Annotated in this window: 4 protein-coding genes; all 4 read left to right on the top strand. The window is 41.4% G+C overall.

Translation table 11 applies throughout. The features are described from left to right. The first annotated feature begins 4 nt into the window (after positions 1-4). A complete protein-coding gene (locus DL897_RS11485) occupies positions 5-5,194 on the top strand; it encodes a type I polyketide synthase (RefSeq protein WP_113659297.1) in 5,190 nt (1,729 codons plus the stop codon). 2 nt (positions 5,195-5,196) lie between these two features. Beyond that, positions 5,197-14,331 (top strand): type I polyketide synthase, encoded by a 9,135-nt coding sequence (locus DL897_RS11480; protein WP_113659296.1) that lies wholly within the window; start codon positions 5,197-5,199, stop codon positions 14,329-14,331. Further along, entirely contained in the window at positions 14,328-17,501 is a 3,174-nt protein-coding gene (locus DL897_RS11475) for a type I polyketide synthase (RefSeq protein ID WP_113659295.1), read from the top strand. The genes DL897_RS11480 and DL897_RS11475 overlap by 4 nt, the downstream gene beginning before the upstream one ends. Before the next feature lie 17 nt (positions 17,502-17,518). After that, positions 17,519-20,026, top strand: a 2,508-nt coding sequence (locus DL897_RS11470; RefSeq protein WP_145962222.1) for a non-ribosomal peptide synthetase, incomplete at its 3' end; no start/stop codon positions are given.

The following is a 20,026-nucleotide window of genomic DNA, read 5'->3' as shown; positions in this document are numbered from 1 at the left end:
GGGCATGTGGAAAAAGCATCAGTCTAGGGAATTATCTACGAAAAAGGTATATGTGAATGAGCCGCTCATAGCGAAACCGATACAAAAACAAGATATCAATCGGCAATTACGAACCCTTTGTGAGTCCATTTTACCTGCATACATGGTGCCGAACGAGTTTGTTGTACTCGATCGGCTCCCACGAACCCCTAATAACAAAATTGATCGAAAAGCACTCCAAATTACGCCTTCAAATCAAGCGGAATTCTTAGAAATAGAAGATATTTCAATGAATGATTTAGAAAATATTATTGCTAACGTATGGAGGAAAGTATTAGGAAAGGAGAAAATCCTTCGGAATCAAAGCTTTTTCGAACTAGGTGGCTCCTCTCTCTTACTTGCTTTAGTTCATGCACAACTACGCGATGTGCTAAAGCGGGATATTAAAATGGTAGATTTATTAAACTATCCTACCATTGAAGAGCTAGCAAGAAAGTTGGCACATAATCATTTAAATGAATCCATCCAGCCCGATAGTCTAACAGCAAAACATGATCTTCTCGACCATACACAAATGGATGCGATTGCCGTCGTAGGAATGGGATGTCGTTTTCCTGGAGACATATCTAGTCCAGAAGAGTTTTGGAATTTATTGGAGCAAGAGCGTAATGCTATCGTAGATATTCCATTGGAACGTTGGGATATTCATGCATTTTATGATCAAGAGTTGAAACCAGGCAAAATGAATATACGTCGGGGTGGGTTCCTCAAGGATATAGATCAGTTTGATGCATCGTTATTTGGTATTTCTCCTAGCGAAGCAGCTTCTATGGACCCCCAGCATCGTATTTTGCTTGAAGTAGTATGGGAAGCTTTAGAAAACTCCGGGATGAGTCCTGACTTGCTTCGAGGAAGTGCGACAGGAGTTTTTATGGGGCTTTGTGCTAATGAATATCGGAAAAATACACTGGGTGGAGAAGCAACTCAAATTGATGCTTGGTCAGGAACAGGAATTGTGCCGAGTATGGTATCTGGTCGAATTTCTTATTTATTCGACTTTCACGGTCCAAGTATTACGATTGATACAGCTTGTTCCAGTTCACTAGTCGCTGTCCATATGGCATGTCAGAGTTTACGTTCCCGTGAGACAGATCTTGCTCTTGCGGGAGGGGTTACTCTGATTCTTGATCCTAATGTAAGTGTTTATCTTTCGCAAATTAATTCCTTATCACCAGAGGGGCATTGTAAACCATTTGATGCATCGGCAAATGGATTTGTACGTAGTGAAGGGTGTGGAGTGGTAGTCCTTAAGCGATTAAGTGATGCTCTTCGTGATGGTGATTTGATTCTTTCTGTCATTCGAGGAAGCGCCGTAAATCAAGACGGACGTAGCAGTAGTCTAACTGCACCCAATGGTTTAGCACAACAAGAGGTGGTTCGTCGAGCATTACAAGATGCCAGATTAGAACCGGAAGATATTACTTACATCGAAGCTCATGGAACGGGTACTGCTCTTGGGGATCCGATCGAAGTAGATGCGTTAGCTAAAGCTTATGGATCGGGACATAGTAAGGAGAATCCACTCTTAATCGGGTCAGTGAAAAGTAATATTGGACATACAGAGGCGGCTGCTGGAATTGCTGGGCTTATGAAGTTAATTCTTTCTCTTAAACATAAACGTTTGCCAAAGACACTGCATTTTTCAACTCCAAACCCTTATATTCCTTGGTCTACCTTACCTATTCAAGTGGTTGATCAAATGCATGAATGGCACTCTAAAAAAACACGGCGCGGAGCTGTCAGCTCGTTTGGATTTAGTGGTACAAATGCACATGTAATTGTTGAAGAGTTTGTTCAAGATATCCCTAATGAACAAGAACGAAAAGATCGCTCTTTGCACTTATTAATTTTAAGTGGGCATCAAGAGACAGTTATTCCAGAAATGGCCAAAAAACTATATGAATATCTTATACAAAAAGATGATTGGTCAGTAGGTGATGTTTGTTCTTCTTTAATCCAAGGGAGAGCCCATTTAGCTTATCGAGTAGCTGTTCCAGTAAAGTCTAAAGATGATCTTCTGCAAGCACTCGTAACTCTTAGTGAAGGTAAAAAACTTCGAGGAGCCCTTCAAAATGAAGGAGAATTAGAGGAAAGTCATAAGAAGGTTGCCTTCCTTTTCTCAGGGCAAGGTACACAATATTTGAGGATGGGACAGCTACTTTATGAAGAGCATCTAGTATTTAAAGAAATGATGGATCGCTGTTCAGCTTTATTCGAAAAACATTTGGGTTGGTCTATGATTCATCAGCTATACCATGAAGAGAATCCAGAATCTCTCCATGATACAGAAAAAGCTCAATCTGTTCTCTTTGCTCTGGAACTTTCGTTAGCCAAGCTGTGGTTATCTTGGGGGATCGATCCAGATGTGTTAATCGGTCATAGCATTGGTGAGATTTGTGCCGCATATATTGCGGATGTCATGGATCTGGAAGATGCGGTAAAGCTGGTAGCAGCTAGAGGACGCTTAATGTCGAAGCTGCCAGCGGGAGGCGGAATGATTTCCATTCGAACAGCCCCAGATGAGCTAGAAAAATACTTAGACTTATACAAAGGCGAACTTGGTATTGCTGCAGTAAATGGTCCGAAAAGCACTGTTTTGTCTGGTAAGTTGGAGGTTTTGGACATGATTGCTGCTGATTTGAAAGAGAAGGGCATTCGTGTAGATACATTAAGTGTATCCCATGCTTTTCATTCACCACTGATGGAACCGATGCTAGCAGAATTTAGACAGGTATTAAATACGATTCGATTTAGACCTGCACGTAGGAAGATTATTTCGACAGTGGACCCACAAGGTTCTCCCAATTTAGCTACGGTTGAATATTGGGTTCAACATGTCTGTTCCACTGTAAACTTTGAAGAGGCCATACAATGTTTAGACCATGACGCATTCTCCTTTTTTATAGAAGTGGGTCCACAACCTACTTTACTCGGAATGGTTGCAGATTGCATGGATATCCGCGGTAAACGCATGCTTCCGTCTTTGCGCAAAAATCGTAACGACTGGAGTAGTTTGTTAGGGAGTTTGGCTAACCTTTATGTATCGGGTGTCAGTATTGATTGGAAGTCTTTTGATCAACCTTATCGTCGTAGACCTATTCCGTTACCTACCTATTCTTTTAAGCGTCAACGATACTGGATTGATATCACTGAACCAGATCATTTTTCTCATCCATTACTTACCTCCTTAACGAAGGAAAAGGAACGAGGGGAATTAGCACAACAGCTCGTTGATGAACTTCAAGTCGATAAAAGTCAGATCCCACTCGTCCATAACATTCTTAATTCACTACTTAAACATATGAAACAAGATACCAAGAAAGATCATTGGCAGAAACATACTTATGTACAAACATGGAAGCCAGTTGAATTAATAACGGATCATTTGGATGCATCAGGTTCCTGGATCATTTTAGGTGATGATGAAAATTTCATCAGACAAGTTGCTGATCAGGTTGAACAACGAGGTGGAGAAGTGATCATCCCAGATCGTCCATTGGATGCCAATCATTTTCGGAATCGATCTGTACGTTCCGTAATTTATACGTTTGAATCAACGGTCGATGAAGTTTCGCCTCAAGAAATGCTATCTCAAGTTGAACAAGCGGTTAAAAAAGTAAGTCGTATTGTAAATATAAGTGGCATGTATGAGACAAAAGTGTGGATTGTTACCAAAAATGCGTGGGGAAATGAGAAAGATGATTTAAGTACAAACCCAGTAAGTGCTTCACTTTGGGGATTAGGTGTATGTGCTTCGCTTGAGAGATTCAATATTTGGGGGGGGAGAATTGATCTCTCTTCGAGTGTAAGTGAACAAGAGCTCAAACTGTGTCTTGCAGCTATGACTAAAGGATTACATGGTGAAGATTCTTATCGTATACAAGCAGACAGAGCTTTTGTCTTACGACTGGATCGCAAACCATCTCTTCCATCTCAACCCATAAAAATCCGCTCGGACGTAACTTATCTGATTACAGGTGGCACAGGTGCTCTCGGACTAAAAATGGCTTATGAGCTTGCCAAAAGTGGTGCGAAGTCTTTGGTCTTATTAAGTCGAGGCGGATCAGACTCACTCAATGAAAAGTCCCAGAATCGATTGAGAATAATAGAGGAACTGGGTACTCAGATCCATATCGTCAAAGCAGATGTAACGAATGAAGTAGAAATGAATCAGGCTTTTATATGGATGAACGATCATTTACCGCCACTTGCAGGCATTATTCATGCAGCGGGTGTTTCTAGTCATATTCCTGTTGTTGAAATAGAAAATAAGTCTATAAAAGATGTAATCTCTCCTAAAGTAAAAGGTACATGGATTCTTCACCAGTTAACGAAAGAGATGGCTTTAGATTGGTTTGTTTGTTTTTCATCCATTTCAGCAGTTTGGGGTACTGAAGAAGGTGGGCATTATGCTGCGGCTAATGCGTTTTTGCAAGGGTTTGTAAAGTACCGACAAGAACGGGGATTACCTGCTAGTAATGTTAGCTGGGGTCCATGGGCTGGTGGAGGAATGGCTGAAGGGAATGAAGAGCTTCTAACTCAATTAGGCATTAAACCGATGGATCCAGATATAGCATGTGCAGCGCTAAAGGAGATGGGAATGTCTAAGGGAGATGGATTCGTTGTAGCAAATGTCAACTGGGAAACATTTATTCCTATTTACCAAGCTCGTAAAGAGCGAAAGCTATTCTCATTACTCGAAGATCAGCAAGAAAAAGTGGATACACCAGTGAATCGCCCTCATTTACTAAAAGATCGTTTATCAGAAGAAGATTCTGACCAAAGGCTTTCTTTGCTGCAACATTGGTTGATTGAAAAAGTGTCGGATCTACTTGGAGATCATACTTCAATAGAGGTCAATGAGCATATCGGTTTCTTTGATTTAGGATTAGATTCCTTAATGGCAGTAGAACTCAGAAACCGTCTACAGATGGAATTAGATCTGATTTTACCACCGACTATTACGTTTAATTATCCAAATATATCTTCTCTATCTTCTTATTTAATGGAAGAGTTGGGATGGAAAAACGATATGGATTCAAAACCATTAGAAATGGAGAAAACGGACATGGATCAAGAGTTGGGGCAATTGGAAGAGATGAGTGTCGAAGAGTTACTTGAACTCGTCGAAAACGAACTTAGAGATGGTGATTAAAAATGACAGACAACAAGTCAGCGGTGCTAGATTCACTTCGCAAAACGTTATCGGCGTTAAGAAAAGCAAATGCCAAAGTGGAGGAATTGCAGGCCGCCAAAAATGAGCCCATCGCTATTGTGGGAATGTCATTACGCTTTCCAAATGGTATGAATACTACCGATGAACTTTGGCAATTACTTCATAACAATCTTGAAACATTGAGTGAAATTCCTTCAGATCGTTGGGATGTTTCTGCTTACTATGATTCGGATGTTGATGCGAAAGGGAAAATGTATGTTCGGCATGGTCACTTTGTAGATAAACCAACGATGTTTGATGCTAATTTTTTTGGTATCTCTCCTCGTGAAGCAGAGCGGATGGATCCGCAACATCGTTTTTTGCTAGAAACCACATGGGAAGCATTAGAAGATGCAGGAATTCCTCCAAGTTCATTAGAGGGAACACGTACTGGTGTTTTTGTAGGGATTAGTACAACAGAGTATCATTCTTTACAAATGAATGCAGGAGCAATAGAGGATTTAGATGCTTATGCTGGTACAGGAACAGGACTCTGCTTTGCAGCTGGTCGAATCTCTTATATTTTAGGATTGCAAGGACCTAGTATGGTCGTAGATACAGCCTGCTCATCTTCACTTGTAGCTGTACATCTTGCTTGTCAAAGTTTACGTGTAGGTGAGTCATCGGTTGCTTTAGTTGGTGGGGTGAACTTGATCCTATCCCCTTTAAGTAATGTATATCTATCACAAACCAAAGCCTTATCAAAAGATGGCCGTTGCAAAACGTTTGCAGCCGATGCGGATGGATATGGTCGAGGTGAAGGATGTGCGGTGCTTGTACTCAAACGTCTCTCACAGGCTAAACGAGATGGTGATCAGATTTTAGCTGTTATTCGTGGGTCTGCTGTACAACATGATGGAATCAGTAGTGGTCTTACGGTTCCAAATGGAGGATCACAGCAGGCAGTCATACGAGAAGCATTAGATAATGCCGGTCTTACTCCAGCAGATATCCAATATGTTGAGGCACATGGTACGGGTACTTCATTAGGGGATCCTATCGAGATTGAGGCGTTATCCCATGTTTATAAAGAGTCGCATAGTAAAGAAAATCCTTTACTCGTGGGTTCAATTAAGACGAATATCGGTCATTTGGAAGCAGCTGCAGGATTAGCAGGAATAATTAAGGTGGTCTTGTCGTTAAAACATAGAAGGATTCCAGCCCATCTCCATGCGGAAACCTTAAATCCTTATATCGATTGGGATCATATTCCTATTAAAATTCCTCATCGAGCGTTAGATTGGACCAAAGATGCTGGAATTCGTCGAGGGGCAGTTAGTTCCTTTGGATTGAGTGGGACAAATGCCCATGTGATTATTGAAGAAGCACCTAGCAAAGAGACAAGTCCGAGTGAAAATGACTCATCTCCCTATTTGTTTCCTCTTTCAGCACAGAGTGAAAAAGTTTTACGTCAATTAGCACGAACTTATGCCCATCATCCTCAATTAACAGAGCAAAGATTGGCTGACATTGGGTATACGGCTGGTACGGGGCGGGATCATCATCATTGTCGCTTGTCTATTGTTAGTGATAACGTGCAAGACTTAAGAAATAAGCTGGAATCATTTGCGAAAGGTGAAACCCTACCTTTTGTAGAGTATGCAACTGCGGATGGTAAAGGAAAAACAGCTTTTGTCTTTCCAGGTCAAGGCTCACAATGGATTGGGATGGGTCGTGAGTTATTTATGCACGAACCTATTTTTCGATCCTTGATTGAGCAGTGCGAACAGGTTTTCACAAAATTTGTAGATTGGTCTTTAATCGATGTGCTAACTTCAGATCATCATGCCGCTTTATTAGAAAAAATAGATGTTGTACAGCCAACCTTATTTGCAGTAGCTATTGCTTTAGCAGAATTATGGAAATCGCGAGGAGTTATTCCAGATGCTGTCGTCGGTCATAGTCAAGGGGAGATTGCAGCAGCTTATGTAGCTGGGGTTCTTAGCCTTGAAGATGCGGCTCGAGTCGTCTGTGAACGTAGTAAATTATTGCGTAGAGTTGTGGGAAAAGGTGCAATGGCTGTCGTAGAGTTGTCGATTTCAGAGTTAGAAACATGGTTAGAAGGAAGAGAAGAACAACTAGCCATAGCTGTAAGTAATAGTGATACATCGACAGTCGTTTCTGGCGATCCGAAGGCGATTGATGAATTAATCACTGAACTGAGTAAGAACGAGATATTCTGTCGGAAAGTCAAGGTGGATGTTGCATCGCATAGTCCGCAAATGGATGAGTTGAAGGAAGAGCTTTTTCAAGTTTTATCTGGGATATGTCCAAAGCAAGCAAAGATTCCAATGATCTCATCTGTAAGAGGAAAGATGATCAATGGTACCGAACTGGATGCGAATTATTGGGTTCAAAATTTACGTCAACCTGTACAATTCGCAACGGTTATCAAAGAACTACTGCAAAAAGGGTTTCATTTCTTTATTGAAGTGAGTGCTCATCCTGTGCTTGTTCCGGTACTAAGTAAACTATTTACAGACCTAAATACCCCTGCAAAAGCATTGGGAACATTACGCCGTCAGCAGCTTGAAAGAAGCGAATTTCTGCACTCCTTGGGGCTATTGTATACGCTTGGATATTCGCTGGATTGGCATAAACAATTTCCAAAGGATGCATGTCGGGTTTCGATGCCAACCTATCCTTTTGATCATTCCCATTTTTGGCATGTTCCAAATGGTTCACAACCCATACAAGGGGTTTTACCAACAGCAAACATAGGGAATAAGTATTCGCTCTCTGGACATGGAATGGCTTTGCCGAATGGAAGTTACCATTTTGTCGTCCCTGTAAGTACGACAAATCAATCATATTTGGCAGATCATGTTGTATTTGGACAAGTGGTTGTTCCTGGCGCATTTCATTTGGCAACAGTACTTGCTGTAGCTGAGGAACACTTTGAGGAAAGTAACGGTTTTACCCTTTCGGATGTTCAATTTGTCCAGCCCTTTATCCTTTCAGAACCTACAGAAGTACATATCATTTTTGAACCAAGCCAAGAAAATACTTATTCATTCCAAGTGTATTCTCGGGAACCGAAATTGAAAGAATCGGTTGTTTGGCGTCATCATGCAACCGGAATGATTAAGTTAGAGGCTGTGTTAAAAAATGATTGGATAGAGGTTCAACATACCGAAAAGAGATTTACGAAAGAATTTCATATCAAACGTTTATACGAGACGATTGCTGATCTGGATATTGTATGGGGACCAAAATGGCGTTGGATGGATGATTTAAGAGGAGAAAAGAGAGAAGCAGTAGCGCGTCTATCCAGCTCATTTACCATCACACAAGCATCCAGCCCACTCCATCCAGTACTTATTGATAACTGCTTTGGCGTTGCTATGGCTTTCTGGCCGGATGAAGTGAATAAGGATCAGCCACCCCATTTGCCATTTTATGTAGGTGAACTACGGTATAAACGTCAGGCCTCGAACTCAGTATGGTGTTTTGGTCAAGGTGGCATTGATGAATTAGGTGAAACAACGACATGTGACTTTGTTTTGGCTGATGAAACGGGGAGGGTTTTGGCGGAGATCGATCGATTTACGGCGAAAGAAGCACCAAAGTCTGCATTCCTAAAAATGGGCGGGGCTGACAGAGAGCTAGACGAAGCTATATTTGTACCTTCTTGGCGTAAGCTCTCCTCTTCATCACAACCACTCGATGGGCACTGGCTGATGTTAACAGATCAATATCATGACAAAGAAGAGATCCTAGATGTTTGGTCAACTTCAAACTGCAAAATAAATATTCATTCATTCCCTAAGATGGATGAGATAGAAAAATGGGTTCAATCAATAGAAAATAATGAATCTATCTCAGGAATCATATGTCATTTTGGGAAGAGTTCGGAATACAACCATCTTGATCAAATCGCTTTAAGTCAATCACAGATGTTACTCGAAGTATTCAAGGGATTGATTCGTTCGAAAACAGGTAATACCAAACGGATTGTGCTTGTGACTACTGGAGCCCAATCAATTGAAAAGAGCAAATCGATTTATTGTGCACAATCAGGGCTTTGGGGATTGGGGCGTGTAGTTATGCGTGAGTACCCCGAGCTTGATTTTAAAATGATTGATTTAGATCCTACTTGGGAAATAAAGCAATCTGCTTATGCGCTAATGAAAGAGCTAGGAGTGCTTACGGACGAGAGACAAATTGCACTTCGTGGTCCAGACCGTTTGGTAGCTCGATTAGCACGCATCATAGACAAAGATCCTCAACTTTCCTCTACTCTGGAGAAAATACAAGGAACAGTATTAATCACAGGTGGTTTGGGATTCCTTGGATTAAGAACAGCGGAGTGGTTAGTGAAAGAAAAAGGGGTTCGCTCTTTGGTTTTAGTAGGAAGGAATCAACCGAATGAAGTATCGCAAAGGATGATTCAAAAGCTACAGAATCAAGGAGTAGAGGTTCGAATTGCACAAATCGATGTCAGTATTCAGGAACAGGTTTTTAAACTCTTGTCCACATTGAAAAATGAAGAGATTCAGTTAGCTGGTATTATTCATGCTGCGGGAACTTTGGATGATGGAATCCTTCTTGAACAGAATGAAGAACGCTTTAGAAAAGTGTTTGCTCCGAAGGTACAAGGAGCGTGGAATTTGCATCTAGCACTAGAAAAAGAGCATATAGAGCCACAATTCTTTATTAATTATTCCTCTACAGCATCATTACTTGGGGGTGCAGGGCAATCAAATTATGCTTGTGCCAATGCTTTTCTTGATGGATTTGCTTATTGGCGGCAAAGCCTTGGGAAGCCTTGTCAAAGCTTAAATTGGGGTCTTTGGGCAGGAGATGGATTAGGTGGAACGCTAGAGCAAGGATTTCGAGAAAAATTCGAGGCGATGGGTTTTGGAGCTTTATCAATGGATGAAGGCTTTGCTTTGCTTGGTAGAGCACTAGAATTGAATGATCATCCAGAACTAGCTTTATTTAAATTTGATCAAATGCGTTTTCGCCAGTCGACTGAACAGGCACATTCCATTGGCTTACTTCGTGACTTTGCCCCTGTGAAAGTAGATTTGCGAGATGAGCAGGCTGAAGCGTTTCTCCATCGACTTCAGTCCCTTGCCGCGAAGGAACGATTTACCCTATTACGCACGGCTGTTCAAGCAGAGGTAGCGAAAGTTTTACGGCGTTATTCTGCATCAGAAGTAGAACCTGATCGTCCTTTTAGAGAATTTGGTTTAGATTCACTGATGGCTTTAGAGCTACGTAATGCATTTCGTTCACTATTGGGTAAAGCTGTACCTGCTACAATCGTGTTTAACTATCCAACTGTCCATTCTTTAACCAAGTATCTCCTTGAGGAAGTCATTGATTTAAAGGATGAGAATATCACAAAATCCTCCGTGGAGACATCTCGTATATATTCAGAAGAACCCATTGCCATTGTCGGAGTCGGATGTCGATTTCCAGGAGATGTAGCTGATCCGCATGCTTTCTGGACACTTTTATCAGAGGGTAAGGAAGCGATTGAAGAGATTCCTCTAGAACGATGGGATATAGAGAAATGGTATGATGCTGATCCTCAAGCATCAGGAAAGATGGTCACCCGGCATGGTGGATTCTTGCATAATATTGACCAATTCGATCCACAATTCTTTGGTATTTCACCAAGAGAAGCCAAAAATATCGATCCCCAACAAAGGATTTTGATGGAAGTTGCATGGGAAGCTTTGGAGAATGCAGGATTTACTTATGAAGAGTTAACCAATTCAGATACGGGTATCTTTGTTGGAATGATGTCACATGATTATGAACGTTTGGGAACCAGTGACCAAAGACGATTAGATGGTACGTTGTTAACGGGGATTGCACCAAGTATTGCATCAGGTCGTCTATCATATTGGCTTGGAAGCAAAGGACCAAGTATGACTCTGGATACAGCATGCTCTTCAACTTTAGTAGCGATTCATTTGGCTTGTCAGTCTTTAAGAGCAGGTGAGTGTTCTACGGCATTAGCAGGAGCGGTTACTTTAATGCTTTCACCAGATTTGCATGTAGAATTTAGCCGTTTAGGTGGTCTTTCATCTGCAGGAAGATGTAAAGCTTTTGATGAGCAGGCTGACGGTATTGTGTTAAGTGAAGGTTGTGGAGTATTTGTATTAAAAAGGTTATCGGATGCTGTAGAGTCAGGTGATCATATATGGGGTGTGATACGAGGAAGTTCCGTGAATCAGGATGGACGGAGTCATGGTCTTACTTCACCGAATGGAGTGGCTCAACAAGAGTTAATCCAGAAAGTTTTACAATCGGTTCCTTTTTCAGCTCAAGAGATTGATTATATTGAAACGCATGGCTCAGGAACCTCGATGGGTGATGCAATGGAAGTTCAAGCACTTGCTGAAACATTTGCCTCAGCAAAAACCCAAGAGAATCCACTTTATATTGGTTCTGTTAAAACCAATATCGGTCATATTGGCGCAGCCGCTGGTGCCGCAAGTTTACTGAAGGTGTTACTTTCCTTTAAATTCGGGAGGATTCCGTCTTCTCTTCACTTTGAAGAGCCTAATACACTTGTACCTTGGGATGAGATACCTATTCGTGTAGTTACCGAGTCGATTCCTTGGCAACAAGGAAGTAAACCACGTCGGGCTGGTGTAACTGCTCTTGGATTAAGTGGTACTAATGCCCACCTGATCGTCGAGGAACCACCACGGGTAGCGGTTTCTTCACAAAAAGAAGAAGTACGCCATTTGCCGTTAATTTTATCTGCGAAGACAAAGCGATCGCTTCATAGACTTGCTAAAGCTTTCATTCCCTTTTTGGGTTCCAAACAGAAGGAAGAAGTTAGATTCCAAGATATTGCTTATACTGCTGCTTTAAGAAGAAGTCATTTTGATCATCGACTAGTAGTAGTGGGAGAAAATTATGGAGAGTGGATAGAGGCACTACAAGCCTATGTGAATGGCGACTCTCATCCTAGGGTTTTGGTTAATAGTGTGAATTCATCAAGGAAGCTTTGTTGGATACTTCCACAGTTGAATAGCGTAGATCTATCTGTAGTACAGTCACTTTTTGATATGAGTCCGTACTTCCGAGATATGATCCGTACCTGTGAGCAAATAAGTGATCAACTACAGAGTGGCTCCATTTTACAAGCTTTATCTGTACCTTCTAAAGAGATACCTTTGGAGATCCAAAAAGTAGCTCAATTTGCTATTCAAGCTGGATGGATAGAGATGATCCGGTCATATGGTATTCAGCCTGATGCGATTGTCGGAAGTGGTGATGGAGAAATAACAGCTGCATATGCTGCAGGGATACTCTCCCTTGAAGACTCCGTTCGGATGATCTATAGCTGGGGTCAGTATCAAAAAGGGGAGATCTCCAAGGAAAAAATACAGGGGTTGTTATCCACTCTTAAGGTAAATGACGAAACCATTCCTTTATACTCCAGTCATGATAAGAAGATAAACCTAGATATGAAATGGATAGAAAGTCTTGAATCAACAAATGATCCGATGCAGTCTATTGATATGTTCACTCATGAAGACTTTACGAATTGGATCGAGATCAGTGCAAACCCATTACTTTCTCCATTTTTAACACAGGGTTCGATTCGTTCTATGAAGGATTGGATGGTCACAGTAGGAGCTTTGTTTACATTAGGCTATCCTATCCATTTTTCGGATTTTTGGTCTGAGAAAAAGCAAGTGGTTTCTCTTCCATCCTATCCCTTTGATCGAGATCATTATTGGCTGGAAGAAGCCTTGCCATCAGCTTCAATCGTCCAATTCGATGATGAACTATTATGGGGGCAAAAAGTTTTACTTCCTGATCAACCTGATACAACATTATGGAATTTAACAACCACATCTGAATGGAAAAGGGGCGTGGGTACTTATCAGATCAATAAGGTTAGACGGTTAAAAGAGGCATGGATACTTCAAGCAATCATTCATGCTAGTCAAGATGTGTTTAAACAGGATTCAGTTGTCATTAAAGACTTACGTTTTGAAGCTCCCATCGTTTTACAGGAAGACCAGCAACAAATCTTACAGATACAAGTTAAACAAAATGAAGTAGAGAATATTGTTCAAGTAAGAAGTGCTCAAATATCTGAGAAAGGGATTAACTGGGAACAGCATGGTTCCGCTATATCCATAGTCCAATCATTCAGTGAAGAAGAGCTAACTAGACTGGATCAACAGGACTCAAATTCAAATCTGGAAGAGGCAGAGGTCTTTTATCAGCGGATTCAGGCAATGGGAATCAAGAGTGAAGGAAATCCGTACCGGATAAAGCAGGCAGTGTGGGGGGATCATGAATGTCTTGTATATTTGGATTCCTTACATGATCGAAATGACTCCATTAGTAATAAAGAAGAACTAAATATATCAGAGTCTGCTTTTCTAGTTTTGATGTTACAGGCTAGTATGCATAAGACAACAGGAAATATATATATACCTTCTTCTATCCAAGAAGTGAAAATAGCTCATTCCCTATCTGCATGTACTTGGATGCATCTTTCGACCCAAGTTGTTTCAGAGGAAGAAGTACAAGCCCATGTTTCTTTCTATAATGAAAAAGGTGTGCTGCTTGCTAGATGGACAAGTGTATCTCTCAGGAGACAACAGATGGTAGAAAATCTGTCTCATGCGAAAGAGATGACTGTAAATTCTAATCTCATAAAGACGGGGACTTCCTTAGATCCGATATGGGATGAACTACGTGGCTCTGCCCCACGCAGCCGTAAACGAGTACTATGTAATCACTTGCAAGGACAATTAGCCCAAATTCTCCAATTGGATGATCCATCGAGTTTGCGGATCAATGAACCATTGAACTCTTACGGTTTAACCTCGATGATGGCTTTGGAATTTCGTAAAGAAATTGAAAAAGCATTTCAGCTTCAATTACCTGCAACCCTTGTTTGGGCTTATCCTGATCTTGACCGTCTTTCAGATTATTTACTGGATCAATTGGATTTTGACAAGTTGCATAAATCAGATGCTACAGAACAAAAGAAGAATAGTAATGATTCATTAGATCCAGAATCCGATCATGAAATGAATACACTGCTTTTAAAGGAAATTGCAGAAATGGAGGATCTACTATCATGACACAAAGGGCAGATGCACGTTCACCAGCAGCTCTAGCGCTTGAATCATTACAAAAGGCAAAAAAACGGATTATCGAACTGGAAACGCAAAGATCTGAGCCTATTGCTATTGTGGGAATGGCATGCCGATTTCCGGGAAATGCCAATACACCTGATGAATACTTTCATTTGCTAAATGAAGGTCACGACTGTGTTTGTGAAATGCCAAGCTCTCGCCGCTTGGCTATATCACAAACATCGATCAAAGCTGGATGGCTTGAGAAGATTGATGAATTTGATGCAGACCTTTTTGGGATTACAGCAGATGAAGCCAATTATTTAGATCCACAGCAGCGGCTCCTATTACATGTGGCTTGGGAAGCATTTGAAGATGGGGGATTTGCAATAGATCGTCTCTTCGGTTCGAAAACAGGTGTGTTTATTGGTATTTCAACACAAGATTATTTGTACGAATTACTACGAACTCCCAATGTAGCCAATCAAGCAGCGGTAGTCACTGGTAATGGGCATTGTTTTGCAGCAGGTCGTTTATCTTATGTATTTGGCTTTGAAGGTCCGAGTCTGGCAGTCGATACAGCATGTTCTTCCTCATTATCAGCAGTCCATCTTGCTTGTCAAAGTCTTCGTTTACGAGAGAGTGATTTAGCTGTGGCTGCTGGTGTAAACCTGCTTGTCTCTGATCAGACAACTCAAATGATCGATGCGACAAAAGCTTTGGCTGCAGATGGTCGCTGTAAAGCTTTTGATGAACAAGCAGATGGGTTTGTGCGTGGTGAAGGCTGTGGGGTTGTTTTACTCAAGAGATTATCTGATGCGAGAAGGGACGGCGATCGAATTTTAGCCCTGATTCGTGGATCTGCTATGAATCAGGATGGACGGTCGATGGGAATCACTGCTCCAAATGTACTCGCACAAACACAGTTAATACGTACAGCTCTTAACAATGCACGAGTATCCCCTGCTGAAGTGTCTTATGTTGAGACACATGGAACAGGTACTGCTATTGGAGATCCGATTGAGGTAGATGCTCTTCGTAATGTTTTTGATCAAGATGTATCTTCTAAAGTTCCATGTATATTGGGAGCAGTTAAGACCAATGTTGGACATCTTGAAGCTGCTGCTGGGATTGCAGGATTGATAAAGACAGTATTAGCTTTACAGCATGAAGTCATCCCCAAAAATTTGCATTTTCATCGGTTAAATCCATTAATTGATTTGGATCATTCTCGATTTGCGATTCCAACAGAGTCCATCCCTTGGACAAAAGGAGAAACACCGAGAATTGCTGGAGTGAGTAGCTTTGGGATGAGTGGTACAAATGTCCATCTGGTATTAGAGGAAGCTCCAGAGCGGGTAAATTCACCCCAAGTAGAGAGAATACGACCTTGTCATCTATTGACACTATCGGGACACTCAAAAACAACTCTTCTGAAGAAAGCAGCTGAACTCGCAGAGTTTTTGAAAGAATCCCCAGCAGTTCATATTAAGGATGTAGCTCATACCACAAATACGGGACGTGTTCATTTATCATATCGGTCCGCTGTTGTAGGCTCTTCGCATAAAGAAATCATTCCTCTTCTAGAAAGTATGGCGAAAGGAGATGATCGTGCGGATGAGCTCATGAGTCAAGTTCATCAACAAGATCATCGTCCCAAGGTTGCATTTTTGTATTCAGGGCAAGGAAGTCAATTTCCAGCAATGGGTAAAGAGTTATATCAAACGCACCCTGTCTTTAAGAAGATGGTAGATCGGTGTGCTAAAATCCTAGATCCTCTCTTAGGAAGTTCGATTGTTTCGCTCTTACTTTCAGAAGAGTTGGGATCACAAATTCATGAAATTGGTAATGCTGCCCCTGCCCAATTTGTTTTACAGGTTGCACTGACAGAACTTTGGAAATCATGGGGTATTACACCTGATGTCGTAGCAGGGCACAGTGTAGGAGAATATGCTGCAGCTTGGGCAGCAGGAGTGTTTTCGCTTGAGGATGCGCTTCGTCTTGTAGCAGCGCGCTGCTCACTGATGCAAGGACTACCCAAAGAAGGAGCTATGGTTTCGATCGCCGCTTCACGAGAGCAAGTAGCAGAAGTGATGAAGCCATATAGTGATCAAGTTTCTATTGCTGTGGTCAACACTTATGATCAAATCGTTATCTCTGGGAAAAATGAGGCTGTACTACAAATTGTAGAACAGTTTGAAAAAGAAGGCATACAAACCAAGAAGTTAGAAATATCACATGCATCGCATTCACCATTGATGTCTCCTATACTAGAAGATTTCAGAAAGGTAGCGGAATCCGTTACTTATCATACTCCAGCCGTTCCTTATGTAAGCAATATGACCGGAGATTTGGAGAGCGATTTAATTATGAATGTAGATTATTGGGTAGAACATTTGATTCGTCCAGTCGTGTTTGTCGAGGGTATGAATAAACTCAAGCAACTAGAAGTGGAATGTTTTGTTGAAATAGGTCCCCACCGAACATTGCTTAGTTTTGCTCGTGATGTACATGTGGATGCAATAGGTATTCCTTCCATGGAGCGCGATCAACCTGTATGGCCTACGATCGCTAATGCTCTTGCTCAACTTTATAGAATGGGCGCTCATATTGATTGGACTGAATTTGACCAACCATATGGATGTCAAAAGATACGGATCCCAACTTATCCATTTGAATCCCGGAAATATTGGGCATCTGAGTTAAGCTATCCTACTGCTCGGAATATCAGTCAAACTAAACCAGAAGCCGTTGCCTCATTAGATTTGCCAGTGTCACAGGATACGAGTGAAATAGTAGCCTCTGATGATTCGACAACATCTCAAGAGGAACAGAAAATATTTTTGTCACCAGTAGAGTCATCAATTGCTCGACACTTTACGGAACTATTGGGGCGAAAGTTTATTGATCCACAAACCAATTTCTTTGCTATAGGAGGTGACTCTCTTTTAGCAACAAGGTTGACGTCGCGACTACGTGACGAATTTAAAGTCCATTTGGAGTTGGGAAGCGTGCTAAAAGCACAGACTGTCCAAAAGATAGCTAAGAAGATTAAACAACTTCAAGAAGATGGGAAGAACAGCGACAATATGAGCCTAGGCCCTATCAAACGTGTGAATCGCAACAGAGCAAAAAACCATCAAACTTCTAATCATGATCGTTCATCTAAAATCTGAGTAGTGGAGGAAGAATTATGCAAGAAGCATTTAAGTTTCCTGCCTCATTTGCTCAAAGGCGAATTTGGTTTTTGGAGCAACTTCAACCAGGTACACCAGCTTATAACGTTTGTAGTGCAACCTTAATTGAAGGTGCACTCGATGTAAAATCCTTGTTTGATAGTATACGTGAAGTCGTTGCTAGACATGAAACGTTACGTACTACATTTGAAGATGACCAAGGAAGTCCAGTCCAAGTGGTCTGGGATTCCATTGATTTACCACTTCAAGTAGAAATGATCAGTGGGAATAGTATCAAGGAACGTCGGGAAATAGCACATATTTTAGCCAAAGAGGAACAATTGTTACCATTTGATTTAAAGCGAGGCCCTTTATTTCGTGTGAGATTGTTAAAAATAGATCAAGAAGAGCATATCTTGCTTTTATCCATCCACCATATTATTTCTGATACATGGTCAATCGGTGTACTTCATTCAGAGATCGAAGCTCTTTATGCTGCGTATACAGTAGGGAAGGAATCTCCTCTTCTCGAACTCCCGATTCAGTATGTGGATTATTCAGAATGGCAACGAGAATATTTGACAAGCGATTTAGTTCAAAAACAAGTGAACTATTGGACTAGAAAGTTAAAAGATATTCCGATGTTACAGCTACCAACCGATCGTAAACGACCGAACATACCATCATTTCAAGGTGGTAAACTATCCTTTCGGTTACCTAAGGATATAAGACTAGAGCTGGAACAGATCGGGCGGAAGTATGATGCTACTCTTTATATGGTCTTACAAACGATCTTTCTTATTTTGATGCAAAGGTATTCTCAACAACAGGATTTAGCAGTAGGAACTCCGATTGCCAATCGTTTGCGTACAGAACTAGAAGGGTTAATTGGCTTCTTTGTTAATATGTTGGTGATTCGGGCTGATCTTAAAGACAATCCTACGTTTGCGGAGGTTCTTGATCAGGTACGAGTAAATACAGGAGAAGCCTATCAAAATCAAGACCTACCATTTGAACGATTGGTTGAAGTGCTACAACCTGAACGAAAGTTTGGAGAAAATCCGTTATTTCAAGTGGTTTTTGCGTTTCAAAATGCTCCTTTTCAATACCTTCAGTTGCAAGGATTACATACCTCTGCACTTGCATTGGAATTGATGACGACTCGATTTGATATCGAATTGCATATATGGAGATCCGATGAAGAGCTGGAAGGAATGTTCTTATTTAATCGTGATATTTTTGATACAGAAACCATTCAACGGATGAATGATCATTTTAAACAGTTAGTTGACGAAGTGATTAAAGATACAAACCAACCCATTCATCAATATCCCATAATTACTGAATGGGAGAAAGATTGGCTATTAACTCATTCAGTGGGTCAGCTAAGTCAAGGGGATAGAAATATATGTATAAATCAAATAATTGAACAGGTAGCAACCCAACAGTCAACTGCACTAGCAGTTTCTGATGGGGTACAAGCACTGAACTATCAAGAGATGATGGAACGGGCGAACCAGATAGCTAGGGTGCTTCGTCAGTTGGGAACGAAAGATGGGGACCGAGTTTTGGTTTGTATGCGTCGCTCAGTCGATCTTGTAGTATCATTACTCGGAGTAATTCAAGCTGGAGCAACTTATGTTCCGATTGACCCTGATTATCCGAAAAAGCGCATTAGTATGATTGCAGAAGATGCCCAAGCAACTGCTGTGATCGTAGATTCATATGGTTTTAACAAGATAGATGGAAATGTGAATTTGCCTATCTTGCATGTGGAAAAAGATCGAGACACCATTGATATGCAATCCAAAGAAACAATGGTGACACAAATTCAACCTGAAACACCCATTTATATCATTTATACGTCTGGAACCACAGGAAAACCCAATGGTGTGACCGTAACTCATCGGGCCCTAGCCAACTTAGTAACATGGCACAAAGAAGCCTTTGATTTAACTGAAAAGGATCGCTGTGCTCTGATTGCAGGTCCTGCGTTTGATGCGTCAGCATGGGAGATTTGGGCGACATTGTGTACAGGAGCCAGTTTGCATGTGGTTGATGATGAGACGCGACCAAATCCTTCGCATCTTCAAAAGTGGTTTTCTGAAATGGGGATTACCGTTTCATTTGTACCTACTCCATTAGCGATGGAAATGCTGTCCGAAGACTGGTCAGAAGCAACCCCACTCCGTGTCATGCTGACAGGAGGAGATCGTCTCACTCGATATCGCCCGAAACACATTCCATTCCGGTTAGTCAATAACTATGGGCCCACCGAGAATACGGTGGTCTCCACATCGGGAGAGGTCGAAAGCGAAGAGTGTGAAACTTTTGGTCTTGGAAATCCAAGTATTGGTCGACCGATTCATCATGTCCAAGCCTATGTATTGGATTCGTATAACCAGTTAGCCCCAATCGGTGTATGGGGAGAGCTATATGTAGGAGGAGCTGGGCTTGCAAGCTATTGGAATCGTCCTGAATTAGAGCGGGAACGATTTATTCCAAATCCATGGGGAGAAGGACGA

Source organism: Thermoflavimicrobium daqui, assembly GCF_003313465.1.
GTDB classification, from domain to species: Bacteria; Bacillota; Bacilli; order Thermoactinomycetales; family Thermoactinomycetaceae; genus Thermoflavimicrobium; species Thermoflavimicrobium daqui.
This window is presented reverse-complemented; position numbering and strand designations above follow the sequence as displayed.